The organism is Micromonospora sp. NPDC000316 (genome assembly GCF_042898885.1).
In the GTDB taxonomy this organism is placed as follows: Bacteria; Actinomycetota; Actinomycetes; order Mycobacteriales; family Micromonosporaceae; genus Micromonospora.
This window is the reverse complement of the sequence record NZ_JBIAZG010000006.1, coordinates 329,313-355,608: the sequence shown is the minus strand read 5'-3', so window position 1 is coordinate 355,608 and position 26,296 is coordinate 329,313. Positions and strand designations below refer to the sequence as shown.

General features: G+C 72.0%; 27 protein-coding genes. 16 read left to right on the top strand and 11 right to left on the bottom strand.

What is annotated here, in order from left to right; all coding sequences use genetic code 11:
• Positions 1-130 precede the first annotated feature (130 nt).
• From ACFY2Q_RS16475 to glmM, 4 genes are all read left to right on the top strand, one after another.
• A complete protein-coding gene (locus ACFY2Q_RS16475) occupies positions 131-1,513 on the top strand; it encodes a nitrate/nitrite transporter (RefSeq protein WP_387130917.1) in 1,383 nt (460 codons plus the stop codon).
• 209 nt (positions 1,514-1,722) lie between these two features.
• The gene (gene rplM / locus ACFY2Q_RS16470) at positions 1,723-2,166 is read left to right on the top strand and encodes a 50S ribosomal protein L13 (RefSeq protein WP_053653864.1); all 444 of its coding nucleotides are present in this window, start codon (positions 1,723-1,725) and stop codon (positions 2,164-2,166) included.
• A 20-nt stretch (positions 2,167-2,186) separates the two neighbouring features.
• Positions 2,187-2,660, top strand: coding sequence for a 30S ribosomal protein S9 (gene rpsI / locus ACFY2Q_RS16465; protein ID WP_387130915.1), 474 nt, complete (start codon positions 2,187-2,189; stop codon positions 2,658-2,660).
• Between the two features lie 116 nt (positions 2,661-2,776).
• The gene (gene glmM / locus ACFY2Q_RS16460; protein WP_387130913.1) at positions 2,777-4,132 is read left to right on the top strand and encodes a phosphoglucosamine mutase; all 1,356 of its coding nucleotides are present in this window, start codon (positions 2,777-2,779) and stop codon (positions 4,130-4,132) included.
• A gap of 523 nt (positions 4,133-4,655) precedes the next feature.
• Here the strand turns inward: glmM and ACFY2Q_RS16455 are convergent.
• Positions 4,656-5,852, bottom strand: a complete 1,197-nt coding sequence (locus ACFY2Q_RS16455; RefSeq protein ID WP_387130912.1) for a pyridoxal phosphate-dependent aminotransferase — start codon at positions 5,850-5,852, stop codon at positions 4,656-4,658.
• A gap of 40 nt (positions 5,853-5,892) precedes the next feature.
• Complete coding sequence (locus ACFY2Q_RS16450; RefSeq protein ID WP_387130910.1) at positions 5,893-6,411, bottom strand: MmpS family transport accessory protein; 519 nt, start codon at positions 6,409-6,411, stop codon at positions 5,893-5,895.
• A 205-nt stretch (positions 6,412-6,616) separates the two neighbouring features.
• On the opposite strand from ACFY2Q_RS16450, the gene ACFY2Q_RS16445 reads away from it, so the two are divergent.
• Entirely contained in the window at positions 6,617-6,850 is a 234-nt protein-coding gene (locus ACFY2Q_RS16445; RefSeq protein WP_387130909.1) for a hypothetical protein, read from the top strand.
• Positions 6,851-7,222: 372 nt separating this feature from the next.
• A complete protein-coding gene (gene glmS, locus ACFY2Q_RS16440) occupies positions 7,223-9,136 on the top strand; it encodes a glutamine--fructose-6-phosphate transaminase (isomerizing) (RefSeq protein WP_387130907.1) in 1,914 nt (637 codons plus the stop codon).
• Positions 9,137-9,223: 87 nt separating this feature from the next.
• On the opposite strand, the gene ACFY2Q_RS16435 is transcribed toward glmS, so the two are convergent.
• Together ACFY2Q_RS16435 and ACFY2Q_RS16430 are read right to left on the bottom strand one after the other, a co-directional pair.
• Entirely contained in the window at positions 9,224-10,816 is a 1,593-nt protein-coding gene (locus ACFY2Q_RS16435) for an alpha/beta hydrolase (protein WP_387130905.1), read from the bottom strand.
• The gene (locus tag ACFY2Q_RS16430) at positions 10,813-11,109 is read right to left on the bottom strand and encodes a hypothetical protein (RefSeq protein ID WP_387130903.1); all 297 of its coding nucleotides are present in this window, start codon (positions 11,107-11,109) and stop codon (positions 10,813-10,815) included. Before ACFY2Q_RS16430 ends, ACFY2Q_RS16435 begins: the two co-directional genes overlap by 4 nt.
• Positions 11,110-11,283: 174 nt before the next feature.
• Here ACFY2Q_RS16430 and ACFY2Q_RS16425 point away from each other — a divergent pair, with 174 nt between their 5' ends.
• From ACFY2Q_RS16425 to ung, 6 genes are all read left to right on the top strand, one after another.
• On the top strand, positions 11,284-11,652 hold the full coding sequence (locus tag ACFY2Q_RS16425) for a holo-ACP synthase (RefSeq protein ID WP_387130902.1): 369 nt from the start codon (positions 11,284-11,286) through the stop codon (positions 11,650-11,652).
• Positions 11,653-11,706: 54 nt separating this feature from the next.
• A complete protein-coding gene (locus tag ACFY2Q_RS16420) occupies positions 11,707-13,182 on the top strand; it encodes an NAD(P)H-hydrate dehydratase (RefSeq protein ID WP_387130901.1) in 1,476 nt (491 codons plus the stop codon).
• Between the two features lie 84 nt (positions 13,183-13,266).
• Positions 13,267-14,385, top strand: coding sequence for an alanine racemase (gene alr, locus ACFY2Q_RS16415; RefSeq protein ID WP_387130899.1), 1,119 nt, complete (start codon positions 13,267-13,269; stop codon positions 14,383-14,385).
• Positions 14,386-14,499: 114 nt separating this feature from the next.
• The gene (locus ACFY2Q_RS16410; protein ID WP_387130897.1) at positions 14,500-15,600 is read left to right on the top strand and encodes an alpha/beta fold hydrolase; all 1,101 of its coding nucleotides are present in this window, start codon (positions 14,500-14,502) and stop codon (positions 15,598-15,600) included.
• Positions 15,597-16,079, top strand: a complete 483-nt coding sequence (gene tsaE, locus ACFY2Q_RS16405) for a tRNA (adenosine(37)-N6)-threonylcarbamoyltransferase complex ATPase subunit type 1 TsaE (protein ID WP_387130895.1) — start codon at positions 15,597-15,599, stop codon at positions 16,077-16,079. The genes ACFY2Q_RS16410 and tsaE overlap by 4 nt, the downstream gene beginning before the upstream one ends.
• 69 nt (positions 16,080-16,148) lie before the next feature.
• Positions 16,149-16,850, top strand: coding sequence for a uracil-DNA glycosylase (ung, locus tag ACFY2Q_RS16400; RefSeq protein ID WP_387130893.1), 702 nt, complete (start codon positions 16,149-16,151; stop codon positions 16,848-16,850).
• 77 nt (positions 16,851-16,927) lie between these two features.
• On the opposite strand, the gene ACFY2Q_RS16395 is transcribed toward ung, so the two are convergent.
• The gene (locus ACFY2Q_RS16395) at positions 16,928-17,632 is read right to left on the bottom strand and encodes a helix-turn-helix domain-containing protein (protein WP_387130892.1); all 705 of its coding nucleotides are present in this window, start codon (positions 17,630-17,632) and stop codon (positions 16,928-16,930) included.
• A gap of 320 nt (positions 17,633-17,952) precedes the next feature.
• On the opposite strand from ACFY2Q_RS16395, the gene tsaB reads away from it, so the two are divergent.
• From tsaB to ACFY2Q_RS16375, 4 genes are read left to right on the top strand one after another with little or no spacing between them, the layout of a single operon-like run.
• Positions 17,953-18,630: a tRNA (adenosine(37)-N6)-threonylcarbamoyltransferase complex dimerization subunit type 1 TsaB gene (tsaB, locus tag ACFY2Q_RS16390; protein ID WP_387130890.1), complete on the top strand. Its 678-nt coding sequence runs from the start codon at positions 17,953-17,955 to the stop codon at positions 18,628-18,630.
• Positions 18,627-19,109 (top strand): ribosomal protein S18-alanine N-acetyltransferase, encoded by a 483-nt coding sequence (rimI, locus tag ACFY2Q_RS16385; RefSeq protein WP_387130888.1) that lies wholly within the window; start codon positions 18,627-18,629, stop codon positions 19,107-19,109. Before tsaB ends, rimI begins: the two co-directional genes overlap by 4 nt.
• Complete coding sequence (gene tsaD, locus ACFY2Q_RS16380) at positions 19,102-20,148, top strand: tRNA (adenosine(37)-N6)-threonylcarbamoyltransferase complex transferase subunit TsaD (protein ID WP_053660578.1); 1,047 nt, start codon at positions 19,102-19,104, stop codon at positions 20,146-20,148. Before rimI ends, tsaD begins: the two co-directional genes overlap by 8 nt.
• Before the next feature lie 14 nt (positions 20,149-20,162).
• Entirely contained in the window at positions 20,163-20,417 is a 255-nt protein-coding gene (locus ACFY2Q_RS16375) for a hypothetical protein (protein WP_053660576.1), read from the top strand.
• A 30-nt stretch (positions 20,418-20,447) separates the two neighbouring features.
• On the opposite strand, the gene ACFY2Q_RS16370 is transcribed toward ACFY2Q_RS16375, so the two are convergent.
• The 6 genes from ACFY2Q_RS16370 to ACFY2Q_RS16345 form a co-directional block, all read right to left on the bottom strand.
• Positions 20,448-21,188 (bottom strand): DUF4142 domain-containing protein, encoded by a 741-nt coding sequence (locus ACFY2Q_RS16370; protein WP_387130886.1) that lies wholly within the window; start codon positions 21,186-21,188, stop codon positions 20,448-20,450.
• 124 nt (positions 21,189-21,312) lie between these two features.
• On the bottom strand, positions 21,313-21,639 hold the full coding sequence (locus tag ACFY2Q_RS16365) for a DUF1707 domain-containing protein (RefSeq protein ID WP_387130884.1): 327 nt from the start codon (positions 21,637-21,639) through the stop codon (positions 21,313-21,315).
• Between the two features lie 19 nt (positions 21,640-21,658).
• A complete protein-coding gene (locus ACFY2Q_RS16360) occupies positions 21,659-22,840 on the bottom strand; it encodes an ROK family protein (protein WP_387130882.1) in 1,182 nt (393 codons plus the stop codon).
• Between the two features lie 23 nt (positions 22,841-22,863).
• On the bottom strand, positions 22,864-24,123 hold the full coding sequence (locus ACFY2Q_RS16355) for a sugar ABC transporter permease (protein WP_387130880.1): 1,260 nt from the start codon (positions 24,121-24,123) through the stop codon (positions 22,864-22,866).
• Positions 24,120-24,944, bottom strand: coding sequence for an ATP-binding cassette domain-containing protein (locus ACFY2Q_RS16350; RefSeq protein WP_387130878.1), 825 nt, complete (start codon positions 24,942-24,944; stop codon positions 24,120-24,122). The genes ACFY2Q_RS16355 and ACFY2Q_RS16350 overlap by 4 nt, the downstream gene beginning before the upstream one ends.
• A gap of 109 nt (positions 24,945-25,053) precedes the next feature.
• A complete protein-coding gene (locus ACFY2Q_RS16345) occupies positions 25,054-26,148 on the bottom strand; it encodes a sugar ABC transporter substrate-binding protein (RefSeq protein ID WP_387130877.1) in 1,095 nt (364 codons plus the stop codon).
• Positions 26,149-26,296 lie beyond the last annotated feature (148 nt).

Genomic DNA, 26,296 nt, shown 5'->3' with positions numbered 1-26,296 from the left:
CGCCGGCATCAAGCCCGAGCCCGACGATCGCACTACACACACCGCCTCAGCCTCGAACTCCAGCCATGATCCCGAACGGCGGCTGCCGTACTAGCGTTCCTCCCTGTCACATCGACGAGGAGGAGCCGCCGTGAGCACGCTCACCAGCACCGCAGTCACCGCCGGGCCACCGGCCACCACCGCGACCCGGCGCCGGCTCGACGACTGGCGCCCTGAGGACCCCGACTTCTGGCGTACGACTGGTGCGCCGATCGCTCGCCGCAACCTCTGGATCTCGATCTTCGCCGAGCACGTCGGCTTCTCCGTGTGGAGCCTCTGGTCGGTGACAGTGCTCTTCCTCGGCCCCGAGTACGGCATCGACCCGGCCGGCAAGTTCCTGCTCACCGCCGTGCCCGCCGCGCTGGGCGCGATGCTGAGGCTGCCGTACACCCTGGCGGTGGCCCGCTTCGGCGGGCGGCGCTGGACGATCATCAGCGCGCTGCTGCTGCTCGTGCCGACGGTGCCGATGACGGTGCTGCTGGAGCCCGGAGTGTCCTACTCCACGCTCATGGTGCTCGCCTGCCTCACAGGGGTCGGCGGCGGCAACTTCGCCTCCTCGATGGCGAACATCAACCTGTTCTACCCGTCTCGACTCAAGGGCCGGGCCCTCGGGCTCAACGCGGGCGGTGGCAACCTGGGCGTACCCGCCGTGCAGTTGGTCGGGCTGGCGGTGCTCGCGACCGCCGGTGCCGCGTACCCCCGGCTGGTGCCGGCGGTCTACCTGCCGCTGATCGTGCTGGCCGCGCTGGCGGCGGCCCGCTGGTTGGACACCGTGCCCGGGGCGCGCAACGAGCCGGGCGCGCTGCGCGAGGCCGCCCGCGACCCGCACACCTGGGTCATGCCGCTGCTGTACGTCGGCACGTTCGGCTCGTTCATCGGGTTCGGCTTCGCCTTCGGCCAGGTACTGCAACTCCAGTTCGCCGAGCGGTTCCCCACCCCCGTCGACGCCGCCTGGTTGACCTTCCTCGGCCCGCTTGTCGGTTCGCTGATCCGGCCGCTGGGCGGGCACCTCGCCGACCGGCTGGGCGGAGCACGGGTGACCTTCTGGAACTTCGTGGCGATGGCCGCCGGCGCCGGCACGGTGCTGTACGCGGCCCGGGAACGCTCATTCGGGCTCTACCTGGCCGGGTTCCTCGCCCTCTTCGTCTCCTCCGGCATCGGCAACGGCTCGACGTACAAGATGATCCCGGCCATCTTCCGGGCCCGGGCGGCGGACGCGGTGGCCGCGGGGCGCCGTGATCCGGAGGACGCCGCGCGGTGGGCGCGGCGGATGACCGGCTCGTTGATCGGCATCGCGGGAGCGATAGGCGCCTCCGGCGGGGTGCTCGTCAACATCGCGTTCCGCCAGTCGTTCCTCGGCTCCGGCAACGCCGACGCCGCCTACCTGGTCTTCATCGGCTGGTATGCGCTGTGCTTCGCGGTGACCTGGGTCGTCTATAGTCATCCACGAGCCGAACGGCTCGCTGGAGTGTGAGCTGAGCCACGGTCGGCGCGTCGGCGCACGGGACCGCACCCCCGTTTTGACCTGCCGACAGGGCGCCGGGTATCGTTGCCTGCTGTTGTACGACATCCAGAGGCGTGCCCTATCAGGTACGCTTGGTCGTTCGTGCGCGCTGGTCCGGCCTGCTAGATCTGGTCACCTCGGCGCGCGACCCCAGACCGACGACGAGACAAGGTAGACCTGTGCGTACGTACAGCCCGAAGCCGGGTGAGATCGAGCGTCAGTGGCACGTCATCGACGCCTCTGATGTCGTGCTGGGCCGCCTGGCCACCCACGCCGCCACGTTGCTGCGTGGTAAGCACAAGCCGACTTTCGCGCCGCACGTCGACACGGGCGACTTTGTCGTCATCGTGAACGCGGGCAAGGTTGCGTTGACCGGCAACAAGCGCCAGACCAAGGTCGCTTACCGCCACTCCGGTTACCCGGGTGGTCTGAAGCAGATCGGCTACGACGAGCTGCTGACCAAGCGCCCCGAGCGGGCCATCGAGCTGGCCGTGAAGGGGATGCTCCCGCACAACAAGCTCGGCCGTCAGCTGATCAAGAAGCTGAAGGTCTACGCCGGTGCCGAGCACCCGCACCTCGCGCAGCAGCCGGTGCCGTTCGAGATCAAGCAGATCGCGCAGTGAGCGCGGGCGAAGGAAGCAGCATGACCGACATCATCGAGACCGAGGTCGCCCCGGAAGCCCCCGAGGCCACCGAGGCGCCGGCGCCCGTCGCCCGTGCGCCTCGTGGTGACCGGCCGATCCAGACCGTGGGCCGCCGCAAGGAGGCCATCGTCCGGGTCCGCATCGTCCCGGGCACCGGCAAGATCACCTGCAACGGCCAGGACCTCGAGGCCTACTTCCCGAGCAAGGTGCACCAGCAGCTCATCAAGGACCCGCTGGTCACCGCCGAGAAGCTCGAGCAGTTCGACGTCATCGCCAACCTGCGTGGCGGCGGCACCACCGGCCAGGCCGGTGCGCTGCGGCTCGGCATCGCCCGCGCGCTGATCATCAGCGAGCCGGACGACCGCCCGGCCCTCAAGAAGGCCGGCTTCCTCACCCGGGACGCCCGGGTCAAGGAGAGCAAGAAGTACGGCCTCAAGAAGGCCCGTAAGGCTCCCCAGTACTCGAAGCGCTGATCTTCACCAGCGCGTTGTACTTCTGACGAACGGTCGGTCTGCCTCCCTCACACGGGGAGGCGGACCGACCGTTCCGCTTTCTCCTCATCTGCAGTGCTCATCGGAGGTTGGCGGGTATGGGTCGGTTGTTCGGCACGGACGGCGTACGCGGGCGGGCGAACGCGGATCTCACTCCCGAGTTGGCGCTCGCACTCGCCGTGGCCGCGGCGCACACGCTCGCCGAGACAGATCGCAGCCATCCGCCGCTCGCCGTTGTCGGCCGGGACACCCGGGCCAGTGGCGAGATGCTGGAGGCGGCCGTGGTGGCCGGGCTGACCAGCGCCGGCGCGAACGTGGTGCGGGTGGGCGTGCTGCCCACCCCCGCCGTGGCGTTCCTCACCGCGGAAGCCAAGGCCGACCTCGGGGTGATGCTCTCCGCCTCGCACAACCCGATGCCGGACAACGGCATCAAGCTCTTCGCCGCCGGCGGGCACAAGCTGCCCGACGAGATCGAGATGCGGATCGAGGCGGCGATCGAGACGAACGCCACCACCGCCTGGGACCGGCCGACCGGCGCGGGCGTCGGCCGCGTACACGACCTGCTCGACGGTGCGGACCACTACGTCCAGCACCTGGTCGGCACCGTGCCGCACCGGCTCGACGGCATCAAGGTCGTGGTCGACTGCGCCAACGGCGCCGCCGCCGAAGTCGCCCCCGTCGCCTACCGGGAGGCAGGCGCGGAGGTCATCGCCATCCACGCGGAGCCCAACGGGCTCAACATCAACGACGAGTGCGGCTCCAACCACATCGAGGCGCTGCGCGAGGCTGTGGTCGAGCACGGCGCCCACCTGGGCATCGCCCACGACGGCGACGCCGACCGCTGCCTGGCGGTCACCGCCGACGGCGAGGAGGTCGACGGCGACCAGGTGATGGCGATCCTCGCGCTGGCCATGCGCGACGCCGGCACCCTCACCCAGGACACCCTGGTCGCCACCGTGATGAGCAACCTCGGCCTGCGACTCGCGATGTCCGCGCAGGGCATCCGGCTGATCGAGACAAAGGTCGGTGACCGGTACGTCCTGGAGGAGCTGCGCGCATCGAGCCTGGCGCTCGGTGGCGAACAGAGCGGCCACATCGTGATGCCCGAGCACGCCACTACCGGCGACGGGGTCCTCACCGGCCTGCACCTGATGGCCCGGATGGCCGCCACCGGTCAGTCCCTGGCCGAGCTGGCGTCGGTGGTCACCAAGCTGCCGCAGGTGCTCATCAACGTCCCGGTCGGCGACCGCACAGTGGGTGCCAACGCGCCGGCCGTCCGCGCCGAGGTCGAGCGGGCCGAGGCAGAGCTGGGCGAGACCGGCCGGGTGCTGCTGCGCCCGTCGGGCACCGAGCTGCTGGTCCGCGTCATGGTGGAGGCGGCCACCGAGACGACCGCTCGCGAGGTCGCCGAGCGGATCGCCGCCCTGGTCCGCACCGCCAGCCCCGCCGCGTAGCCGCACCCGCACCCGCACCCGCACTCCGGCCGGCCCGCCGCATGCTCGGGCCGGCCGGCTTGGTTGTGCCCGGGTTTGTCGGGCTCGGCTGGCTGGGCTCGGGCGTGTGGCCAAGCTCGGCCGACTGGGCTGGTCGCGCCGAGGGCGGCAGGCCGGCCGACCGGCGCGACCGTCACCCTGGGTCGGTGCTGTCCCGGTCCTTTGGAGCTGAATCGTTTACGACATCAGCGAAGCAGCAGCCGGTCTTTGAAGCTGGGTCGCCGCACGGCATCGGCATCGGGGGAGTAGTCCTGGGCTGAACCGTTTGACGGCATCGGCACGGCAACGACCGGCCCTCTCAAGGGCTGAATCGTTTGCGACATCAGCTCCATAGCTATCCGAGAGTGGTTGGTCGGGTCGGTGGGCCGGAGTCAGCGCGTGCAGCCGGCCGGGTCGGGGGGCTGGGGTCAGCGGCCGCGACCGGCTGGCGGGATGGGTCGGTGGTTGGGGTCGGCGGGTGGGCGGCCGACTCGGCGGGCTGGGGTCAGCGGGCTGGGGTCAGCGCGCGTAGCCGAGTGACCGCCTCGGTCAGCACCTCGGGGCGCTTGCAGAAGGCGAACCGGACCAGCCGTCGGCCGGCGTCGGCGTCGTCGTAGAAGACCTGCGTCGGCACCGCCACCACACCGCAGCGCTCTGGCAACGAGCGGCAGAACTCCACACCGTCGCGGCCGCCGAGGGGCGTGATGTCGGCGGTGACGAAGTACGTCCCCTCCGGCACCAGCACCTCGAACCCGGCGTCGGTGAGACCGCCGATCAGCTGGTCGCGTCCCTGCTGGAGGCCATCGCGGAAGCCCGTGAAGTAGTCATCCGGCAGGGCCAGGGCCACGGCGACCGCCGGTTGCAACGGGCCGGCGTTCACGAAGGTGAGGAACTGCTTCACCCGCAGCACCGCCGACACCAGCGCGGCCGGCCCACTCGCCCAGCCGACCTTCCAGCCCGTGCAGGAGAACGTCTTGCCGGCCGACGAGATCCGCAACGTCCGTTCCCGCATCCCGGGCAGGGTGGCCAACGGCACGTGTGGGTTCGACGCGTCGGTGAAGACGAGGTGCTCGTACACCTCGTCGGTGACCGCGTACGCGTCGTACTCCTGGCACAGCTCCGCGACCAGCGCCAACTCGGCAGGCGTGAAGACCTTGCCGGTCGGGTTGTGCGGTGAGTTGAGCAGCACCAGCCGGGTGCGCGGGCCGAACGCCGCGCGCAGCGCCTCCGGGTCGAACGCGTACCTGCCGTCGGCCGCCGGGCGCAGGGTCACCGGCCGCCGGACCGCGCCGGCAAGTGCGATCGAGGCGGCGTACGAGTCGTAGTACGGCTCGAAGCAGACCACCTCGTCGCCCGGCTCGCAGAGAGCGAGGATGCTCGCCGCCACCGCCTCGGTCGCGCCCGCCGTGATCACGATCTCGCCGTCGGGGTCGTACTCCAGGTCGTGGAACCGCCGCTGATGAGCCGCGACCGCCGCGCGCAGAGCGGGGATCCCCGGACCAGGCGGGTACTGGTTGTGCCCGCCGCGCAGGGCCTCGGCGGCGGCGGCAAGCATCTCCGGTGGGCCGTCGGTGTCCGGGAAGCCCTGGCCCAGGTTGACCGCGCCGGTGCGCACGGCGAGGGCGGACATCTCGGCGAAGATCGTCGTGCCGAACGGCCGCATCCGGGCCACCAGCGGGTCGACATCGGTGCTCGTCGTCACCTGCGCCAGCCTACGTCCCACCCCCGCCCGAACCCCAGCCTCACTCGGGCGCGCAGCTGGTCGCCCAGTACCCCCGAGTCTTGTTGACGACCGGCTTGCCGGCGCCGGTGACCGTGACGGTGCAGTCGAGCGGCCTCTCACCAGAGTCGGACCATCTCGCCTCCACCATGACGCGGCTCGTGCCGTTGGTCCGGATCGTGGTGCGCCAGGGCAACTTCGCCCCGTCGACGTGGATGAGGTCGCTCTCGGCGTCGAAGTACGCGATGTCCGCCGCACCCGTTCCGGAGACCTCGTAGACCACCGTCACCGGCGCAGGCCCGGAGGTGGGACGCGTGATCGGCACCTTGGTGGGCGTCGGCGCGGCGGCGGTCGGTTCGGGGGCGGTCGGTTCGGGAGCGGTCGGTTCTGCGGTGGGGGTCCAGCCGCCCTCGTCGTCGAACGGATCGGCGTCGCCGTAGGGGTCTTCGACGACCGACCCCGAGCCCAACGAGCCGAGCAGTTGGCCGCCCACGCACAAGCAGCCACAGAGCACGAGGACAAGCGCGACCACGACCGCCACGACGATCCCGACCACCCGACCGGTGCCGCCCGACGGCCGGCCGCCGCCCGGCGGATAGCCGGGGTAGCCGGGGTACAGATAGGGCGGGGGATAACCCGGCGGCGGCCAGCCGGTCGGCGGGTGGTGGCCTGGTGGGTACCCCGGTGGCGGGTATCCGGCGTACGACGGGTCGGGACCGGTCGGCGGCGGCCAGGGGGTCTCCGCCGTGGGCGTCCACGAGGTCTCCGTCGGGCCGGGCGTCCAGGGCGCGGACGGGGCGTTGGGCGTCCAGGGCGCGGACGGCGGGCTCGGCGTCCAGGGCTGCCCGGGGGTCCAGGGCGCGGAGGGCTGCCCGGCGGTCCACGGGGCCGGGGGTGCCCAGGGCTGGCCCGGTGCCAACGGGTCGGGCGCCGGGATGGAGCCCGGCGACGTCAAGCCGGCCCCCGGGTTCGTCGGCTGACCACCCGTAACGGCGCCCTCCGGCGAGGGTGTCGGGGTCGGATCGGGCGGGGGCGTCGGGGTCGGATCGGGCGAGGGTGTCGGGGTCGGATCGGGCGGGGGCGTCGAGGTCGGATCGGGCGGGGGTGCGTCGGACATGGCTGCTCCGGACGGGAGTGGGTATGGGACGCACGGCCACGAAGGGACCTGCCGAGCCCGCCGAGAGAGTGTCGTACCTGGGCGCCTGCCGCAACCCCGTTGTGCGGGCGCCGACGACCGGGCCGGTGACGCTCGTCCCTTTGGGGCCTGACAACCACCGATCACTCAGATCCGGTGCTTGTTTAGCCGGCTTTCGAGCAACCGTGATGAGCGAAACTGGGTTAGGCTGCGGGCCATGTGTGGAATCGTGGGATACGCGGGCGCACGCCCCGCACTGGGCATCGTGCTCGATGGGCTGCGGCGGCTGGAATACCGCGGCTACGACTCGGCGGGCGTCGCGATCGTCTGCGACGGCCAACTGCTCACCGAGAAGAAAGCCGGCAAGCTGGCCAACCTGGAGAAGGTGCTCTCCGAGCGGGCCGCCGACGACCCGACCTCCTGCGCTGCCAGCCCGATCGGCATCGGTGACGGCACCACAGGCATCGGGCACACCCGCTGGGCCACCCACGGCGGCCCGACCGACCGCAACGCCCACCCGCACACTGCCCCCGACGGCCGGGTCGCGGTCATCCACAACGGCATCATCGAGAACTTCGCCAAGCTCCGCGCCGAGCTGGAGGCCGACGGCGTCCAGTTCACCAGCGACACCGACACCGAGTGCGCCGCGCACCTGCTCTCCGCCGCGCTCGCCGACCTGCGTGCCGCCGGCCAGCCGGACAGCCCACAACTGCTCGCCGCCGCCATGAGGGTGGTCTGCCAGCGGCTGGAGGGCGCGTTCACCCTTCTCGCGGTCGACGCCGCAGTGCCCGGCGCGGTCGTCGGTGCCCGGCGCAACTCGCCGCTGGTGGTCGGCCGGGGCAATGGGGAGAACTACCTGGCAAGCGACGTGGCCGCGTTCATCGAGCACACCCGTGACGCGGTGGAGCTGGGCCAGGACCAGATCGTCCTGATCACCGGCGACAGCATCGAGATCACCGACTTCGACGGCCAGCCCGCCGCCGGCAAGGACTTCCACATCGACTGGGACTCGTCGGCGGCCGAGAAGGGTGGCTACGACTGGTTCATGCTCAAGGAGATCGAGGAGCAGCCGCAGGCCATCGCCGACACTCTGCTCGGCCGGCTCACCGAGACCGGTGAGATCGCCCTCGACGAGGTCCGTCTCAGCGACCAGGATCTGCGCGACGTCGACAAGATCTTCATCGTGGCCTGCGGCACGGCCTACCACTCCGGCATGGTCGCCAAGTACGCCATCGAGCACTGGACCCGGATCCCGTGTGAGGTGGAGCTGGCCAGCGAGTTCCGTTACCGCGACCCGGTGCTCGACCGGTCCACGCTGATCGTGGTGATCTCGCAGTCCGGCGAAACGATGGACACCCTGATGGCGCTGCGGCACGCCAAGGAGCAAAAGGCCCGGGTGCTCGCCATCTGCAACACAAACGGCTCGACCATCCCGCGTGAGTCGGACGCCGTGCTCTACACGCACGGCGGGCCGGAGATCGCCGTCGCCTCCACCAAGGCGTTCCTCACCCAGTTGGTCGCCTGCTATCTGATCGGTCTGCACCTGGCCCAGGTGCGCGGGATCAAGTTCGCCGACGAGGTCGGCGCGGTCGTCGCCCAGCTCCAGGAGATGCCGGCCAAGCTGCGCGAGCTGCTGGCCCGGATCGAGCCCGTCCGCGAGCTGGCCCGCGAGCTGAAGTCCGAGCCGACCATCCTGTTCATCGGCCGGCACGTCGGTTACCCAGTAGCCCTGGAGGGCGCGCTCAAGCTCAAGGAGTTGGCGTACATGCACGCCGAGGGCTTCGCCGCCGGTGAGCTGAAGCACGGCCCCATCGCCCTGATCGACAAGGGCACCCCGGTGATCTGCGTGGTGCCCTCTCCGGTCGGCCGGGGCATGCTGCACGACAAGGTCGTCTCCAACATCCAGGAGGTACGGGCGCGCGGCGCCCGCACGATCGTGATCGCCGAGGAGGGCGACGAGGCCGTCGTCCGGTACGCCGACCACCTCATCTACGTGCCGCGTACGCCGACGCTGCTGGCCCCGCTTGTCACCACTGTGCCGCTGCAGGTGCTCGCCGCCGAGATCGCCGCCGCCCGGGGGCACGACGTGGACCAGCCCCGCAACCTGGCCAAGTCAGTCACCGTCGAGTAACCGGCACCCGCGCTCCGGGCCCCGGTCGCCGCAGATGCGCGTGGCCGGGGCCCGCTCGTCGAACGCCCCAGGGCCCGGCCGGCGCACTCAGCGGCCCAGGACGATGCGGGCCATCCCGTCCAGCGCCGGGTTGCCCGGATCCCAGTAGCCGCTGTGCCCGCCCCGGCCACTGCGGAAGACCCGGCCACCGAACCCCGAGTCGGCCGGGTCGTGACCGAACCACAGCTCATGGCCGGTGCGGTCGGGCCAGCCCAGCACGGCGGCGAGCGGCGTCGTGCCGAACAGGGCCTCGCGGCCCAACTCGTCGACCGGCCGGGCCAGGCGGATCACGTCGTCGGGGGCGCGGCTGGCCCACACCTCCCCGGGCGGTACGCCCAACTCGCCCGCATTCCCCGCACCGACCCCCGGTGAGCCGACGAACACAAGCGCGTCGGCGGCCAACCCGTGCTCCCGGGCGGTCATGCCCACCACGAGCGACCCGTAGCTGTGCCCCAGCACGGTCTGCCGGGCCGGCGGTCCCTCGTGGGTAGCGCGCAGCCCTTCCTGGAAGCGGTGCAGCGCCGGGCTGGCATCCCGGGCCTGGCCGGCCGACGCCGCCTCGTGGAGGAAATCCGGCGCGTCGTAGTCCAACCAGAGCACCGCCGCGCTGCGCTCACCCGGGGCGAGCGCCGCGCACCGGTCCAACACCCGCGCAGCCCGACCCAGGTCGCCGGGGGCGTCGTCCAGGCCGGCGGTGGTCCCCGGCACGTAGGTCAGCACCCGGTCGGCCTGGTCCGGGTCGCCGAGCGCCACCACCACCCGGCCCTCACCGGCCGGGTCCAGCCCCAGCAGGTACGCCCGCGGTTCCCCCGCCGACGTGAGGCGCTCGGCCAGCGCGTCCAGGCCCGCAAGCCGTGCCGCCACCGCTCGCAACCGCACCGACGCGACAGGCCCCGGAGGCACCCGCGCCAGCAACCGCTGCCGCTCGGCGAGCAACTCCGCACGCCGGGACCCGAGCAGCAGTCGGTTGGCCTGGTCACGGGCGGCCACCGGCACCCCGTCGAGGTGGCCGACCAGGGCCGGCTCACGCAGGACCAGCCACCGCCGCTGGGCTGGGGTCAACCCGGACCACCAGGCGCGCACCACGGTCGGCGAGGCCCCGGGATCGGGTCGACCGGGCGGCGGTGGGGACGCCCAGCCGGACGCGGCGGCCCGGGCCAGCTCGTCCAACCGGTCGGCGGCTGCCCGGTCCGCCGCCCCGGCCCGGTCGAGCGCGTCCCGCAGCGCCGCCGCCACCCGGGCCGTCGCCACGCCGGTCCGTTCGGTGGGCTGCACTCGGGCCGGATCGACGTGCACCCCGCCCGCCCGGTCCACCACCAGGCCGGCCGCATCGGCCAGGGCGACCGCCTCGCCAAGCCGGGCCTTCGCCGCCACCAGCCGCCCGGCCAGATCGGCCAGCACCTGGTCGGCCTCGATCAGCGCGGGCGTCACCGACGCCAACTCGTCGCGCAGGCCGCCGAGCCGGGTGTCGGCCGCCGTGGCCGCCGCACCGGACCAGCCGCCCCGCAACCGCCCGGCAGCCCCGCCCAACCCGTCGACGCGCCCCCGCACCGGCCCGGTCAGCCCGGCCCAGGCCGCACCGGCGGCCCGCCACCCGCCGGGGTTGGCGGCCCAGAGTTGCCGGTAGCCGACGGCGTTCACCGGTGCGCGCCCGTGAACCGGCCGGCGGCCCGGTCGTCCACCGTCTCGTACGCCTCGGCCGACGCCCGCACCCCACCGGCGGCCGCCGCCACCCGAGCGCCCAGCCGGCCGAACCAGATGTGCCCGGCCGCCTCCAACCCGGCCAGGGCCTCGGCAGCCCGCCAATCGGGTGCCGTCACCAGCAGGCCTGGCACCCCGGCCAGGCTCCGCGCCGTCCGGTACGCCTCGTCGTCGAGCGCACCGGCCACGGCGCGCAACTCCTGCGGCTGGACGGCGAACGGCTCCTCGGTCATGACCCCACCCCCGTTGACGATCGGCATCGACGCGCTGACGCTAGGCAGGGCCGAGGCGCGGCGGGGTGCCCTGTGGACAGCCGCTCGACGCCGTACACCGGGGGTGTCCACAGGCGTTGCCCACCGCGTGCCCGACAGCTAATCTGCGGCCCGCGCCGCCGGTAGGGTGGTCTGGTGATCGTCGCTGTCGGCATCGACGTCGTGCTTGTGGACCGGTTCGCCAGGTCCCTGGTGCGGACGCCGCTGCTCGCCGACCGGCTCTTCACCGACGCCGAGCGCGCCACCCGATCCGGCAGCCCGCGCTCGCCCGAGTCGCTCGCCGCCCGCTTCGCCGCGAAGGAGGCCGTCGCCAAGGCGCTCGGCGCCCCGGCCGGGCTGAGCTGGCACGACTGCGAGATCGTGCCCGACCCGGACGGCCGTCCCTGGCTGACGGTCTCCGGCACCGTCGCGGCGGCGGCCGTCGCGCGGGGGATCAACAACTGGCATCTCTCGTTGTCGCACGACGGCGGGATCGCGTCGGCAATGGTGGTCGCGGAACGGTGACGTCGGCCGGGTGGGCCGTGCCGGTCCACCCGCGAACGGATGGGACACGGTGACATGAGACCGGTGTGGCGGGTGGCCGACGTACGGGCGGCCGAGGCGGGGCTGATGGGCACACTGCCGGAGGGCACGCTGATGCAGCGCGCCGCCGCCGGGCTGGCCCGCCGGGCCGCGCTGCTGCTCGCCGAGCGCGGCGGGGTGTACGGCGGCCGGGTGCTGCTGCTTGTCGGCTCCGGCGACAACGGCGGCGACGCGCTCTACGCGGGGGAGCGGCTGGCCCGCCGGGGGGTCGAGGTGTCCGCCCTGCTGCTCACCCCCGGGCGTGCTCACGCCGCGGGCCTCGCCGCATTGCGGGCCGCGGGTGGCTGGCTTGTCGACAGCCCGAACGGCCCGGTCGACCTGGTCCTCGACGGAATCGTCGGCATCGGTGGCACGGGCGGGCTCCGGGCGAGGGCCGACGAGACGGTCCAGCGCCTCGACGAGCTGCGCGGCAGGGACGGCGACCGGGCCACCGTGCTGGCCGTGGACGTGCCGAGCGGGGTGGCGGTGGACACCGGGCACGTCCCGTTGGCCGCGTCCGGGCGGCCCACCGCCGTACGCGCCGATGTGACCGTGACGTTCGGCGCGTTGAAACCCGCACTTGTGGTCGGGCCGGCAGCCGCCCTGGCCGGGCAGGTGGAGTTGGTCGACATCGGGCTGGGGCCGTGGCTGCGAGGCACACCGGCGCTGCGGGTCACCGAGTGGTCCGACGTCGTGCAGTGGTGGCCGGAGTTGGGCGCGGCGTCGGAGAAGTACACCCGGGGCGTGGTCGGGGTGGCGACCGGCTCGGCGACGTACCCGGGTGCGGCAGTGCTCTCCGTCGGCGGGGCCCTCGCGGGGCCGACAGGCCTGGTCCGCTACGCCGGCGGTGCCCGGGTCGAGGTGTTGCACCAACACCCCTCGGTGATCGCCACCGGTCGGGTCGGCGAGGCCGGCCGGGTGCAGGCCTGGGTGTGCGGCTCCGGGCTGGGCACCGGCGACGACGCGGCAGCCGAGCTGCGGGCCGTCCTGGCCGCCCCGGTGCCTGTGGTGCTCGACGCGGACGCGTTGACCCTGCTGGTGGACGGCTCGCTCGCCGACCGGCTGCGCGGCCGGGACGCGCCGATCGTGGTCACACCCCACGACCGGGAGTTCACCCGGCTCTGCGGCGAGGAGCCCGGCGCCGACCGCGTCGGGGCCGCACTACGGCTGGCCGCCTGGATGAACGCGGTGGTGCTGCTCAAGGGGGACCGCACGGTGATCGGCACGCCGGACGGCCGGGCGTACGTCAACCCGACCGGCACCCCGGCGTTGGCCACCGGCGGCACGGGTGACGTGCTGGCCGGGCTGCTCGGCTCGTTCCTGGCGGCCGGGGTGCCGGCGGACCGCGCCGCCGCCGCTGCCGCGTACCTGCACGGGCTGGCCGGCCGGGAGGCGTCCCGGGGCGGCCCGGTGACCGCGCCCGACGTCGCGGCCGCGCTGCGTCCGGTCATCGCCCGGCTGGGCGGATCATGACGTTTTACGGGTTCCTGGTCGGTTTGACTGCCGGGGCTGTGCGTCGCCGCCCGCGGTGATCAGGGCGGAAAGTAGGCTGGGTGCATGTGGCAGGCCGAGGTACGCGTTGATCTCGACGCGATCCGCGAGAACGTGAGCCGGCTCCGCTCCGGCACCACCGCCGAGGTGATGGCTGTGGTCAAGGGCGACGGGTACGGCCACGGCATGCTCCCGGCCGCCCGCGCGGCCCTCGACGCCGGGGCCGACTGGCTCGGCGTCTGCACCCTCGACGAGGCGCTCACGCTGCGCCGGGCCGGGATCACCGCGCCGGTGCTTGCCTGGCTGCTCGCACCCGGGCTGCCGCTGCACGAGGGGGTCAGCGCCGGCGTGGACCTCGGCGCGGCCAGCCTGTCGCAACTGGACGAGATGGTCGAGGCGAGCCGGCGTGCCGAACGCCCGGCCCGACTGCACCTGAAGATCGACACCGGGTTGTCCCGGGGCGGCGCGACGGTCGCCGACTGGCCGGCGCTGCTGGACGCCGCCGCCAAGGCGCAGGCCGACGGCCTCGTCGAGGTGGTGGGTGTGTGGAGCCATTTCGTGTACGCGGACATGCCCGGCCATCCGACCACCGACCGGCAACTCGCCGTGTTCCACGAGGGCCTGGCAATGGTCGAGCAGGCCGGCCTGCGGCCGCGTTGGCGGCACCTGGCCAACTCGGCGGCCACCCTGACCCGCCCCGACACCCACTTCGACCTGGTCCGCCCGGGGCTTGCCGTCTACGGTCTCTCCCCGGTGGCCGGCGACACGTACGGGCTGCGGCCGGCGATGACCGCGCGTGCCCGGGTGATGCTCACCAAGCGGGTGCCCGCCGGCACCGGCGTCTCCTACGGGCACACCTACACCACGGCGGCGGACGCGAACCTGGCCGTGGTGCCCCTCGGGTACGCCGACGGTGTGCCCCGACACGCGTCAAACACCGGGCCGGTGCAGCTCGCCGGCGCACGGCGGACCATCTCCGGGCGGGTCTGCATGGACCAGTTCGTGATCGACTGCGGCGACGACCCGGTGGCCGACGGCGACGTGGCGACGTTGTTCGGTGACGGCACCGACGGCGTACCGACCGCCGACGACTGGGCCGAGGCGGTCGGCACGATCAACTACGAGATCGTCACCCGGTTCGGCAGCACGAGGGTGCCGCGCGTCTATGACGGCGAGCGCCCGTGAGCGCGAGGAGTGAGCCGGGTTTGCGAGCCCCGCAGTCGCGAACCAGGGCGGAGCCGTGAGCGCGAGGAGTGAGCCGGGTTTGCGAGCCCCGCAGTCGCGAACCAGGGTGGAGCCGTGAGTTACCGCATCCCCCGCCCTCGGACGGCGGCTGGTCGGGTCGCCGGCCTGCTGGGCGCGGTGGGGGTGGCCGCCGCCGGTCTGGCCGTCGGCGTCGCGACCGAACGCACAGTGGTGCGTCGGCTCAAGTCCGACCCGACCGACCGCTACGCGCACGAGACGTTCGACGACCAGCCGTGCGACGAGGCGTTCCGGCTGGAGTTGCCGGACGGCACCGACATCCACGTCGAGGTGGTCGAGCCGACACGCCCGGTGGCCGGGCATCCGACGGTGGTGCTTGTGCACGGCTTCTGCCTGGACATGGGCACGTTCCACTTTCAACGCCAGATGCTCGCCGCGCGCGGCGATTACCGGATCGTCGCGTACGACCAGCCCGGCCACGGCCGGTCCGGCCGGTTGGAGACCGGTGAGTACGACCTCGCGGTGCTGGGCCGGACGCTGCGTCAGGTGATCGACCGCACCGCCCCGGAGGGGCCGCTGGTGCTGGTGGGCCACTCGATGGGCGGCATGACCATCATGGCGTTCGCCGAGCTGTTCCCGGAGCTGTTCGGTGACCGGGTGGTGGGCACCGTGCTGATGGCCACCTCGGGCGGTCTGATCGCGGAGACCAAGCTTGTCGCGCCGGCGCTGCTGGGCAGGGTCGGCGCCCCGGTGCTCTACATGGCCAGCAACGCCACCCGGTACGGCGGCCAGGTGATCGACAAGGCGCGCAAGTCCACCTCGAACGTGGCCTGGCTGCTCACCCGCAAGTACGGCTTCGGCACGCGGAAGCCCAGCCCAGCGCTTGTGTCCTACGTGGAGATGATGAACTCCCGGACGTCGGCCGACACGGTGACCCGTTACCTTCGGACCATCGCCACGCACTCGCGTTTCCCGGCGCTTGCCGCGTTGGCGAACGCCCCGGTGCTCGTGGTCGTCGGCGACAAGGACATGATCACCCCGGTGACCCACTCCGAGGAGATCGTCCGACGGTTGCCGCACGCCGAGTTCGTCAAAATCAAAGACAGCGGGCACGTGGTGATGCTGGAGCACGCCGACGAGGTCAACGCCGCGTTGGAGCGGTTTCTCGGGTCACTGGAGAACGTGGAGGACCGGTGAGTCACGTCGTCAAACTGCCTACCGTCGAGGACACCCGGGAGTTCGGCCGTCGACTGGCCGGGCTGCTGCGGGCCGGTGACCTGGTGCTGTTGACCGGCCCGCTGGGTGCCGGAAAGACCGCGCTCACCCAGGGCGTCGGCGCGGGGCTTGGCGTACTCGGGGACATCACCTCCCCGACGTTCGTTATCGCCCGGGTGCACCGGCCCGACCCGGCAGCCGGTGGCCGGGTGCCGCTGGTGCACGCCGACGCGTACCGCCTGGGCGCTGCCAGCGACCCACGTGCCGAGATCGACGACCTGGACCTGGACGCCTCGGTGGACGAGTCGGTGACGGTGGTGGAGTGGGGCGAGGGCCTGGTGGAGCAGTTGGTCGACGCGCACCTGCGGGTCCGCATCGACCGCCGCGACGACGACACCCGGATCATGGAGCTGGACCCGGTGGGCGGCGACTGGGCGCGGCGGCTGGCCGACCTGGGTTAGGCCGGCGGGTCGCTGTCGTACGCGATGCCTAGAGTGCGGGGGGCCGACCCGCGCTGGAAGAGGTTCCTGATGCCCGACGACGCCCCCGCCCTGGATCTGCTGGCCCTGTTGCCGGAGCAGTGGCGTGCCGTGCTCACCCCACACCTGGACCCGGCCCGCACGGCCGCGCTGGCCGAGTTCGTCGCCCGGGAGTACGCGACACACTCCGTCTTCCCGCCGCTTTCGGACCTGTTCTCGGCATACCAGCTCTGCCCGCCGCAGGGCACCCGCGTGTTGATCCTCGGGCAGGATCCCTATCACCGGGCCGGGCAGGCCCACGGGCTGAGCTTCAGCGTCCGCGACGGGGTGACGGTGCCGCCGTCGCTGCGCAACGTCTTCAAGGAGTTGGGCGAGGACCTGGGCGTGCCCAAGCCGCCCAACGGCAACCTCGCCGGCTGGGCCGCCCAGGGTGTGCTGCTGCTCAACGCGGTGCTGACCGTGCGCCAGGCCACGCCGGGCTCGCACGCCAACGCCGGCTGGGAAGAGTTCACCGACGCCACCATCCGAGCACTGGACGCCTCGCCGGACCGGGTGGTCTTCCTGCTCTGGGGCGGTTACGCCCGTAAGAAGGCGGCCCTGGTCACCAACCCGCAGCACGTCGTGCTGGAGGCCGGTCACCCCAGCCCGATGAACCCACGAGGCTTCCTCGGCAGCCGCCCGTTCAGCGCGGCCAACAAGGCCCTCGCCGACGCCGGCCTGCCCACCATCGACTGGGAGCGCACCGCCGGCTGACCGCGCCGGCCGTCCGCTGACCGCGCCGCAGCGCCGGGTTTGGTCGTGCTGATGCGCCCTGACTGCCGGGCGGCGGGTCAACCTCCGTCGGCCAACTGCCGGGCCCGATAGCGGCGCAGCAGATCGGCCGCCCGCGGTTCGGTCAACTCCAGCTCGACCAGGGGCACCACCTGATAACCCCGCCCGTCGTGGCGTACCTCGATGGTTGTGGGCAGTTCGTCGCACATCGTGGCCCGGATCTCGCCATAGCGGGTCGACCAGCGGTGCTCGCCCGGCTCCTCGGGCTCCAGCCACACCCCGCCGAACTCACCCCAGCGGGCGTTCCACCGCTGGCCGTAGTTTGCCTCCAGCCAGCGGGTGAACTGCTTCGAATCCTGCCAGCGCAGGGCGATCTCCAGCGCGTCGACGGGCACCGGCGCGCCCTGCAACAGTGCCGCAGTGCTTCCGGTGATCACCTGCGGGAGGTCGGGGAGCCGGTCGAGCAACCGATCCAGATCCAGCTCGTCGATCCGCTCGGCGATCGGTCGGGCGGCCAGGTCGTCGATCCGGGCATCGAGGTGCGCGTCGAGGGGTTCGACCCCGACGACCAACTGGACGTCCATGGCCGCGAGCAGCCGTTCCAGCACCGGGACGTTGGGTGCACGGTCGCCGCGTTCGATCCGGGCGATCACTGTCTGGCTGACTCCGGCCAGCTCAGCGAGTTGACGTTGACTCAGGTCGCGCAGATGCCGCTGTCGGCGCACCGTGGCACCGAGCAGGGTGGTGAGGCGAGCGGATGACATTCCGGCATGGTGGACCAGTCCTAATTCCAGGCGACACCACTGAGCCGGATTGCTGACTCTGCTGATGTTGAAGCAGTGGGTACGCATCTGCTTGGCGCAGAACCCGGACGGGTCAGCGGGCGGGGTGGGACCCGTCCCGATGAGCGTGATTCCGCTGTGGCATCAAGATGCCACAGCGGAATCACACCGAATGGGGAACCTGTCCCCCCGTGTCTCGCGCGGGCGGGGAACGGCGGCAGCGGAGGGCGGCGGGTCGAACCGGTGGGTGAGGGGCGGGGCGTGACCGGGCGGTCGCGGTGGGGCGGCTAGGCTGGCTTACCGTGCTCGTACTCGTGGTGGACAGCTCAACCCCCGCGGTGACCGCAGCGCTGGTGGAGATCTCGGCCGCCGGCGTGGCGACCCGTGCGCACCGGTGCACGGTCGACGCCCGCGCGCACGGTGAACTGCTCGCGCCCCAGATCGACGCGGTCCTCGCCGACATCGACGCGCGCCCGCGTGACCTGGCCGCCATCGTCGCCGGGCTCGGCCCCGGGCCGTTCACCGGGCTGCGGGTCGGTCTGGTCACCGCCGCCACGATGGGTCAGGTGCTCGGCATCCCCACGTACGGCGTCTGCTCGTTGGATGGGATCGGCCACCCGGCAGCCGCCGGCGAGCCGGTGCTGGCTGCCAGCGACGCGCGTCGCCGGGAGCTGTACTGGGCCGTCTACGACGGCGCCGGCCAACGCATCCTCGGCCCCGAGGTGTCCACGCCGGGGGTGGCCGCCGCACGCGCCCGTGAGCTGGGTGCGACGGTCGCGGTGGGCGACGGGGCGCACCGGTACGCCGAGGTCCTGGAGATGCCGGTCCGCGTCGAGCCCCGCTACCCGGACGCCACCGTGCTGGCGCAGCTCGCCGCTGAGCGGATCCGGGCCGGCGCGCCAAGTGAGCGACTCACACCGCTCTACCTGCGCCGTCCGGACGCCGTGGCGGCGACCGGGCGCAAACCGGTCCTCCCGTGACAGCGGTACGGCTGGAGCCGTTCCGCTGGTGGCACGTCGAGGAAGTGATGCCGATCGAGGCGGACCTGTTCGGCGCAGAACAGTGGTCGCCGGCGATGTTCTGGAACGAGCTCGCCAACGGGCACCACTACCGGGTCGCCACCGATGCCGACGGCACCGTTCTCGGTTACGCCGGGCTCGCCGGAGCCCCGCCAGACGAGGTGTGGGTGCAGGTCATCGCGGTCCGTCGGGACGCCCAGCGGCGCGGCGTGGGCCGGGTCCTGCTGGAGGAACTCCTCGCCGAGGCGGCCCGGCGAGGCGCCCGCAACGCCCTGCTGGAGGTCGCCGTGGACAACGTCGCCGCACAGCGGCTCTACGCGATGTACGGCTTCGAGCCGATCGGGGTGCGGCGGGGCTACTACCAACCGAGCAACACCGACGCGCTTGTCATGCAGCGCGTCGCCGAGCCGACCGGAGACGGACCACACGACAATGGCTGACGAACCGCTGATCCTGGGCATCGAGACCTCCTGCGACGAGACAGGCGTCGGCATCGTGCGGGGGCACACCCTGCTCGCCGACGCGCTCGCGTCAAGCGTCGAGGAGCACGCCCGCTTCGGTGGCGTGGTGCCCGAGGTGGCCAGCCGGGCCCACCTGGAGGCCATCGTGCCGACCATGCAGCGGGCCCTGACCGAGGCTGGTGTCACCCTCGCCGACATCGACGCCATCGCGGTCACCTCCGGGCCCGGGCTCGCCGGTGCCCTGCTGGTCGGGGTCGCCGCCGCGAAGGGGTACGCGCTGGCCGCCGAGAAGCCCGTGTACGGCGTCAACCACCTCGCCGCGCACGTCGCTGTGGACACCCTGGAGCACGGGCCGCTGCCGGAACCCGCCATCGCGCTGCTCGTCTCCGGCGGGCACTCGTCCCTGCTGCTCGTCGACGACCTGGCCCGGGGCGTCACCCCGCTCGGGGCCACCATCGACGACGCGGCCGGTGAGGCGTTCGACAAGGTCGCCCGGCTGCTCGGGCTGCCGTTCCCGGGTGGGCCGCCCATCGACCGGGAGGCGCGGGCCGGCGACGCCGCCTCGATCGCCTTTCCGCGCGGCCTGACCGCAGCCAAGGACCTTGCCGCCCACCGGTACGACTTCTCGTTCTCGGGGCTGAAGACGGCGGTGGCCCGTTGGGTCGAGGCGCGGCAGCGCGCCGGTGAGCCGGTGCCGGTGGCCGACGTGGCCGCGTCCTTCCAGGAGGCGGTCTGTGACGTGCTGACAAGCAAGGCACTCGCCGCCTGCCGGGCGAACGGGATCGACACGCTTGTGATCGGCGGGGGAGTGGCGGCGAACTCGAGGCTGCGGGCGCTGGCCGAGCAGCGGGCCGAGAAGTACGGCATCCGGGTCCGGGTGCCCCGGCCGAAGCTGTGCACCGACAACGGGGCGATGGTGGCCGCGCTCGGTTCGCACCTGGTCGCGGCCGGGGTCGCGCCGAGCCGGCTGGACCTGCCGGCCGACTCGGCGCTGCCGCTGACCACGGTCAGCGTGTGACGGGGGCACCGGAGATGATCGTGCGGATGTGGGAGGCGCGTGCCGAGGCGTACGGCGTCGCCGACCTGATCACGTGGGTGTGTGACACCGCCCTGCCCGAGTTGGAGCACGACCCGCTGCACGTGTCCAGCGAGGTCTTCTCCTCCACCGACCACCGGGTGGTGGTCATCTCCAAGTGGCGCAGCAACCCGCGTCCGCTGCCCGATCCGCCCGCCCTGTTGGTGGCCCGCGCCCCGCACTCCTGGGACTTCACCCAGGTCGACCGCTGAACGGGGCCACCAACGACGCACTGTGGACGGTCAGTTGCGGCGCAGCATCCGGTAGGTGGCGATTCCGCCGGTGCCCAGCGCGGCGAGGAAGACCAGCCAGACGACTGTGCTGCTGACCCCGACCTGCGGGCCGGTGTTGGCGGCGGCGGCGGCCAGCAGGCCGTCACTGCCGGGAGCGGGCAGCGCGGCCGGCGGCAGCTCGGGCCAGCGGACCAGGCCGGTGCTCTCCAGCATCTGCATGTGGTGCATGACAAAGCCGTTGGCGTCGTCGCAGAGCTTGCGGACGGTCGCGTCACGGGTGCTGGCCCGCACCGCACCGATCACCGGGAAGATCTTGCCGTGGGCCACCCGGAGGCGGGTGACGAAGATCTGGTCGAACCGGGCGCCGGAGGCCTTCTGCATCTCGGCCAGCCAGCCCTTCTGCTCGGCGGTCGGCTCGCTGGGAATCGTCGCGCCGAGCTTGTTGGCGGCGTCCACGACGAGCTGGTCGAGCTTCTGGTGCTCGTTGGCGATGCCCGCGCCGATCTCCCGTACCTTGGCCGACTGCCCCTTCTCGGCGGCCATCTGACCGGCGGGCATCTCCCACAGCCCGGCCAGCCGCACCCCGTTGAGCAGCGTCATGTCGGCGGCGTTGAGCTGTTGGCCCCCGGCGGGCGCGGCGACGGCCACGCCGGGCAGCACACCGATCCCCGCGACGATCGCGATGAGCAGCATCGCCGCTCGATGGGCCCGGTTGCCCGGCTGGCGACGGGCGGATCTGAGCGGTGCCATGTCTGGGGTGCCTCCTCGGTCCGGACCGAAACGCGTCTGGACCGGGCAGCCGTCAACTGCCGGCTGCCCGTCCGCCCACTGGTACGGACTTCCCGCTCGATCAGTTCATCGGCGCGGGCGCGGATCAGCGGGTGACGGCGAGGAAACCGCCGAGCAGCAGCAGTGTGATTGCGGCGACGGCGAAGAGCACGAGCAGCTCCCGGCGGCCGCGCCCGACGGGGTCGCCGCTGCCCGGGGTTTCGACGCCGGAGCCCGGCAGGGCCGGCAGGGCCGGCAGGGCCGGCAGGTCACGGGTCAGCACCGCCAGGTCACCGAGGGTGCGCGCGGTCCATACAGCGGCCGCCCGCTCGGAGAACTCGTCAAGGGTCAGCCGGCCCGCCGCGGTGTGGAGGTGCAGCTCGGCGACGACCCGGTGGCGGTCGTCGTCGGAGGCGCGCAGCTCAACATCCACGCCGGACAGGGTACGCGGATCAGCCCACGTCGAGGGGGTCCGCGAGGAGCCGTTCGAAGGCCAGTTCGGCGGCACCGATCAGAGGCGCGTCCTCGCCCAGTTGGGGGGTGCGCAGCCGGACGTGCTCCAGGCACGCGCCGAGCGCGTTGGAGTTGAGCCGGCTGCGGACCTGGGCTGCCGCGGCGAGGTAGAGGTCCCGCATCGTGCCACCGAAGATGACCATCTCCGGGTTGAAGACGTTCACCAGGTTGGCCACCCCGAAGCCGAGCCAGTCACCGGCCTGGCGTACCGCCGTTTGGGCGCGGGCGTCACCGCGGTCGGCGGCGTCGAAGACGGCAAGCAGCGCCTGGCGGCCGCGGGCGTCAGAGCGGCCGGCGGCGCGGAGCAGACTGTGCTCGCCGATCTCGGTCTCCCAGCAGCCCCGGGAGCCGCATTCGCAGGGCCTGCCGTCGCGGACCACCTTCATGTGGCCGACCTCGCCGCCGTAGCCGCCATGCCCGGTCAGCCGGCGTCCTCCGGCGATGATGCCGGCGCCCACGCCGACGTCGCCGTACAGGTAGATGACGTTGTCGCAGCCGGCCGCGACGCCTCGGGCGTGTTCGGCGAACGCCGCCACGTCGGCCACGTTTCCCACCGTGATCGGAACATCGATGCCGAGTTCGGCGCTGAGTGTCGCCCCGATCGGCTCGTCCACCCAGCCGGTGGTGGGGCCGAGCCGGACCAGGCCGTCGTCCCGCCGGACCATGCCGCAGACGGCCACGCCGGCGCCGACGCATATCGCGTCGGCGGGTATCGCCTGCTGCATGTCCTTGACGGCACCGGCCAGCAGCGGCGCGGCCTCCGCGGCCAGTAGGCCGCGTGGTCGGTCCAGGTCCCGGCGGTCCAGCACCGCGCCGCCCAGACCGACGCGGGCAGCGCGCAGCCGGTCCACCTCGACGGAGTACGCGTACGCGTACACCCGGTCGGATTCGGGCCGGACGACAAGTGACGGACGTCCGGCCCGGCCGGTCTCCTTCGGAGTGCCCTCGCTGACCAGCCCGACTGCGGTCAGGTCGGCGGTGAGCGCGCCGATGGTGCTGCGGTTCAACCTCAGTGTGGTGGTCAGTTCGGCTCGTGTGGTCGCCCCGTGGACGTGGACGTGGCGCAGCAGGGCTCCGAGGTTCTGCCGCCGGACCTCGTCCTGGCTTGGTGCCGGGCGCATGTGCTGTCACCTCCCCCGCGTGGTCAGCGGGTGCCGGTGGCGGCTGCCCGGCGGCGGGAGAAGGCGTCGACGCTGGCGGCGAGCATGAGCACCATGCCGGTGACCACGTACTTGACTCCCGCGCTGTAACCCATCAGGCCCATTCCGTTGTCGATGACCGCGACCACCGCTCCACCGAGGACGGCGTCGAAGACCCGACCCTTGCCACCGAAGAGGCTGGTGCCGCCGATCACCGCCGCGCCGACTGCGTAGAGGAGTACGTTACTGCCCCCCGTGTTGGGGTCGACCGAGTTGGCTCGGCTGGCCGCCACGATGCCGCCGACGGCAGCCATCGAGGAGCAGATGACGAAGACCGAGATCCGGATGCGGTCCACTTCGATGCCGGCGCGTCGGGCAGCTTCCCGGTTGCCGCCCACAGCGTAGATGTGGCGGCCGTAGCTGGTTCGCTGGAGCACGAAGGTCCAGATGATGAGCAGAACGGCGATGATCGGCACCACGATCGGCACGCCCTTGAGGGAGACGACGAGCACGTTGCGGCTGCGCTCCAGGTTGAGGATGTAGACCGCCGCGCCGAGCAGGACGGCGAGCCCGACGATCCGGACGGCCACGACGGCCAGTGGATCGGTGATCAGGCCCCGGGCGACCCGGTTGCGGTGCCGCAGCAGTTGCACGGCCGCGTAGCCGGCGACCGCGATGATGGTCAGCGCCCAGCCCAGGACGGGGCTGAGGTTGCGGTTGGCGATGGCGACCAGCACGTCGTCGCGTACGGAGATGTTGGTGCCCTCCTTCATGAGCATCAGCACGATGCCCTGGAAGGCGAGGAATCCGGCGAGGGTGACCACGAAGGACGGAATGCCGATCTTCGCGACCAGCAGGCCGAGGGTGGTGCCGATGACCACGCCGGTGGCGACGGCGGCGAGCACGGCTACCCACCAGGGGTAGCCGAGCACGGTGACCACATTGGCGAGTACGGCGGCGCAGACGCCGCTGGCGAAGCCGGCGGAGAGGTCGATCTCGCCGAGCAGCAGCACGAAGACCAGGCCCATCGCGATGAGCGTGACCGCCGCGCCCTGGGTGAAGAGGTTGGCGAAGTTGCCGGCGGACAGGAACGACGGCCGCATGACAGCGAAGACGGTGCAGAGCACGAGCAGGCCGAGCACCGCCGGTAGCGCGCCGACGTCGCCGCCGCGTACCCGGCTCCAGTAGGCGTGGACGTGGCCTCCGACGGTCGGCGGCGGTGTGACGGCTGCGGGGCCGTCCTTCCGCACGGCGGTGGTGGTCATCGGTCGCCTCCTGAGGTCGAGTCGGCCAGCTGGTTGCCGTTGCCGTTGCCGCCCGTACCCGGGTCGGTGGCGAGGCCGAGCCCGCCGGAGCGCCCTGCGGTGATCAGCTCGACCACCTGGGAATGGGTGATGTCGGTGGTCTTCACCTGGGCGACCATCTGGCCCAGGTACAGCGCGGCGATGCGGTCGGAGACCGCGAAGACGTCGTTCATGTTGTGCGAGATGAGCACCACGGCGAGGCCGTTGTCGGCGAGCCGGCGGACCAGTTCGAGCACCTGGGCGGTCTGCGCGACGCCGAGTGCCGCGGTCGGCTCGTCGAGGATGACGAGCTTGCTGTTCCACAGCACAGCCTTGGCGATGGCCACTGTCTGCCGCTGGCCGCCGGAGAGGCTTGAGACGTGCTGGCGCAGCGAGGTGACGGTGCGTACGGAGAGCCCGGCGAGGGTCTCGGCGGCGAGCTGTTCCATTGTCGGTTCGTCCAGGACGATGCCGCTGCGCTTCTCCCGGCCGAGGAACATGTTCTGCACGATGTCGAGGTTGTCGCAGAGCGCGAGGTCCTGGTAGACGACCTCGATGCCGAGGGCTGCGGCGTCGCGCGGGTTGCTGATGTGCACCTGCTCGCCGTTGAAGAGGACTTCGCCGGCGTCGGTGGGGTAGATGCCGCTGATGCATTTGACAAGGGTCGACTTGCCGGCGCCGTTGTCACCGACGAGCGCTGTCACTTCGCCGGGGTGGACGGTGAAGGCGACGTCGCGGAGCACCTGGACGGGACCGAAGCTCTTGTCGATCCCGCGTAGTTCCAGCAGGGGGGTCGCGGTCACGGGGTCTCCTTAGGGAGGGTCGGGGCACGTCCGGCGGGCGCCGCCCGGCACGGGAGGGTGCTCCCGTGCCGGGCGGCGGGTGTCGTCCCGGCGGGTACTGCGTCGTCGGTCAGCTGATGCCGGCGTCGGCGCAGAGCTTGGCGTACGCCCCGGCGCAGACCGCTTCCTTGGTCACGTAGCCGTCGGCGATGACGTCCTTGACGTTCTCCTTGTAGATGGCCTTCGGGGTGAGCAGCACCGAGGGGACGTCGCGGCCGCCCTCGGGGTCCTTCACCGTCTGGCCGGTGTCCTTCTTCTCGCCCTTGGCCAGTGCGATGGCCAGGTCGGAGGCGGCCTTGGCCTCTTCCCTGACCGCCTTGTAGACGGTCATGCACTGGTCGCCGTTGAGGATGTTCTGCAGGCCCTCGGTGCTGGCGTCCTGCCCGGTGACCGGGACCTTGCCGTTGAGCTTGTTCTTCTTCAGCACCGAGATGGCCGCGTTGCCGAGGCCGTCGTTGGCGGCGAGCACGCCGTCGATCTTGCCGTTGGCCTTGGTGAGCTGCTGCTCGAAGATCGTCGTGGCCTGCGCGTTGTCCCAGGCCGGTACGGCGTCCTCGGGGCCCTTGACGTATTCCTTGGCGTCGAACTTCGGCTTGAGCACCGAGTCGTAGCCGTTCTTGAAGAGGGTGGCGTTGTTGTCGGTGGGGGAGCCGTTCAGGTACGACACGACAGGGTTCTTGGCACCCTGTGCGGTCAGGCACTTGACCAGGCCCTCGCCCTGGAGCTTGCCGACGGTCTCGTTGTCGAAGCTGACGTAGTACTGGGCCGAGCCGCCCAGGGTGAGCCGGTCGTAGTCGATGGTGGCGACGCCCTGCGACTTGGCCTTGTCGAGCACTGCCTTACCGGTGCCGGAGTCCAGGTTGACGATCATCAGGACGGTGACGCCACTGGTGATCATCTGGTCGGCGATGGTCTGGAAGGCGGACTTGTCGTTCTGCGCGTTCTGGATGTCGTACTGGACGCCGGCCGCCTCGAACGCTTCCTTGAGGAACTTGCGGTCCGCGGTCTCCCAGCGGACGGACGACTTGCTGTCCGGGAGGATCACGCCGATCTTGGGAGTCTTGGCGGTGCTGGCCTGGTCGTCGCCGGAGTCGTTGCCGCAGGCGGTCATGCCGCCGGTCGCGAGCAGGCCCACGGCGGCGATGGTGAGGATCCCCTTACGCATGTGCAGGGTCCTTTCGGAAGGTGGGGGAGGTGTAGTTTTGTTGTGTCCGGCAACGTATTTCGCCGCGCGCCGGGTCCACAAGACCGCGCAGGTGGCGAGTTTGTTGATAGCGATAACAATTCAGCAACGCGACTGTTACGCCCCGGTC

Bases quoted from the DNA above. Each gene is read 5' to 3' on its own strand.
- alr (WP_387130899.1), top strand. From the start codon at position 13,267: ATGTGGCAGGCCGAGGTACGCGTTGATCTCGACGCGATCCGCGAGAAC.
- ACFY2Q_RS16430 (WP_387130903.1), bottom strand. From the start codon at position 11,109: ATGACCGAGGAGCCGTTCGCCGTCCAGCCGCAGGAGTTGCGCGCCGTG.
- ACFY2Q_RS16355 (WP_387130880.1), bottom strand. From the start codon at position 24,123: ATGACCACCACCGCCGTGCGGAAGGACGGCCCCGCAGCCGTCACACCG.
- ACFY2Q_RS16360 (WP_387130882.1), bottom strand. From the start codon at position 22,840: ATGCGCCCGGCACCAAGCCAGGACGAGGTCCGGCGGCAGAACCTCGGA.
- ACFY2Q_RS16420 (WP_387130901.1), top strand. From the start codon at position 11,707: ATGAGACCGGTGTGGCGGGTGGCCGACGTACGGGCGGCCGAGGCGGGG.
- glmS (WP_387130907.1), top strand. From the start codon at position 7,223: ATGTGTGGAATCGTGGGATACGCGGGCGCACGCCCCGCACTGGGCATC.
- tsaD (WP_053660578.1), top strand. From the start codon at position 19,102: ATGGCTGACGAACCGCTGATCCTGGGCATCGAGACCTCCTGCGACGAG.
- glmM (WP_387130913.1), top strand. From the start codon at position 2,777: ATGGGTCGGTTGTTCGGCACGGACGGCGTACGCGGGCGGGCGAACGCG.
- rpsI (WP_387130915.1), top strand. From the start codon at position 2,187: ATGACCGACATCATCGAGACCGAGGTCGCCCCGGAAGCCCCCGAGGCC.
- ung (WP_387130893.1), top strand. From the start codon at position 16,149: ATGCCCGACGACGCCCCCGCCCTGGATCTGCTGGCCCTGTTGCCGGAG.
- ACFY2Q_RS16345 (WP_387130877.1), bottom strand. From the start codon at position 26,148: ATGCGTAAGGGGATCCTCACCATCGCCGCCGTGGGCCTGCTCGCGACC.
- ACFY2Q_RS16370 (WP_387130886.1), bottom strand. From the start codon at position 21,188: ATGGCACCGCTCAGATCCGCCCGTCGCCAGCCGGGCAACCGGGCCCAT.
- ACFY2Q_RS16375 (WP_053660576.1), top strand. From the start codon at position 20,163: ATGATCGTGCGGATGTGGGAGGCGCGTGCCGAGGCGTACGGCGTCGCC.
- ACFY2Q_RS16395 (WP_387130892.1), bottom strand. From the start codon at position 17,632: ATGTCATCCGCTCGCCTCACCACCCTGCTCGGTGCCACGGTGCGCCGA.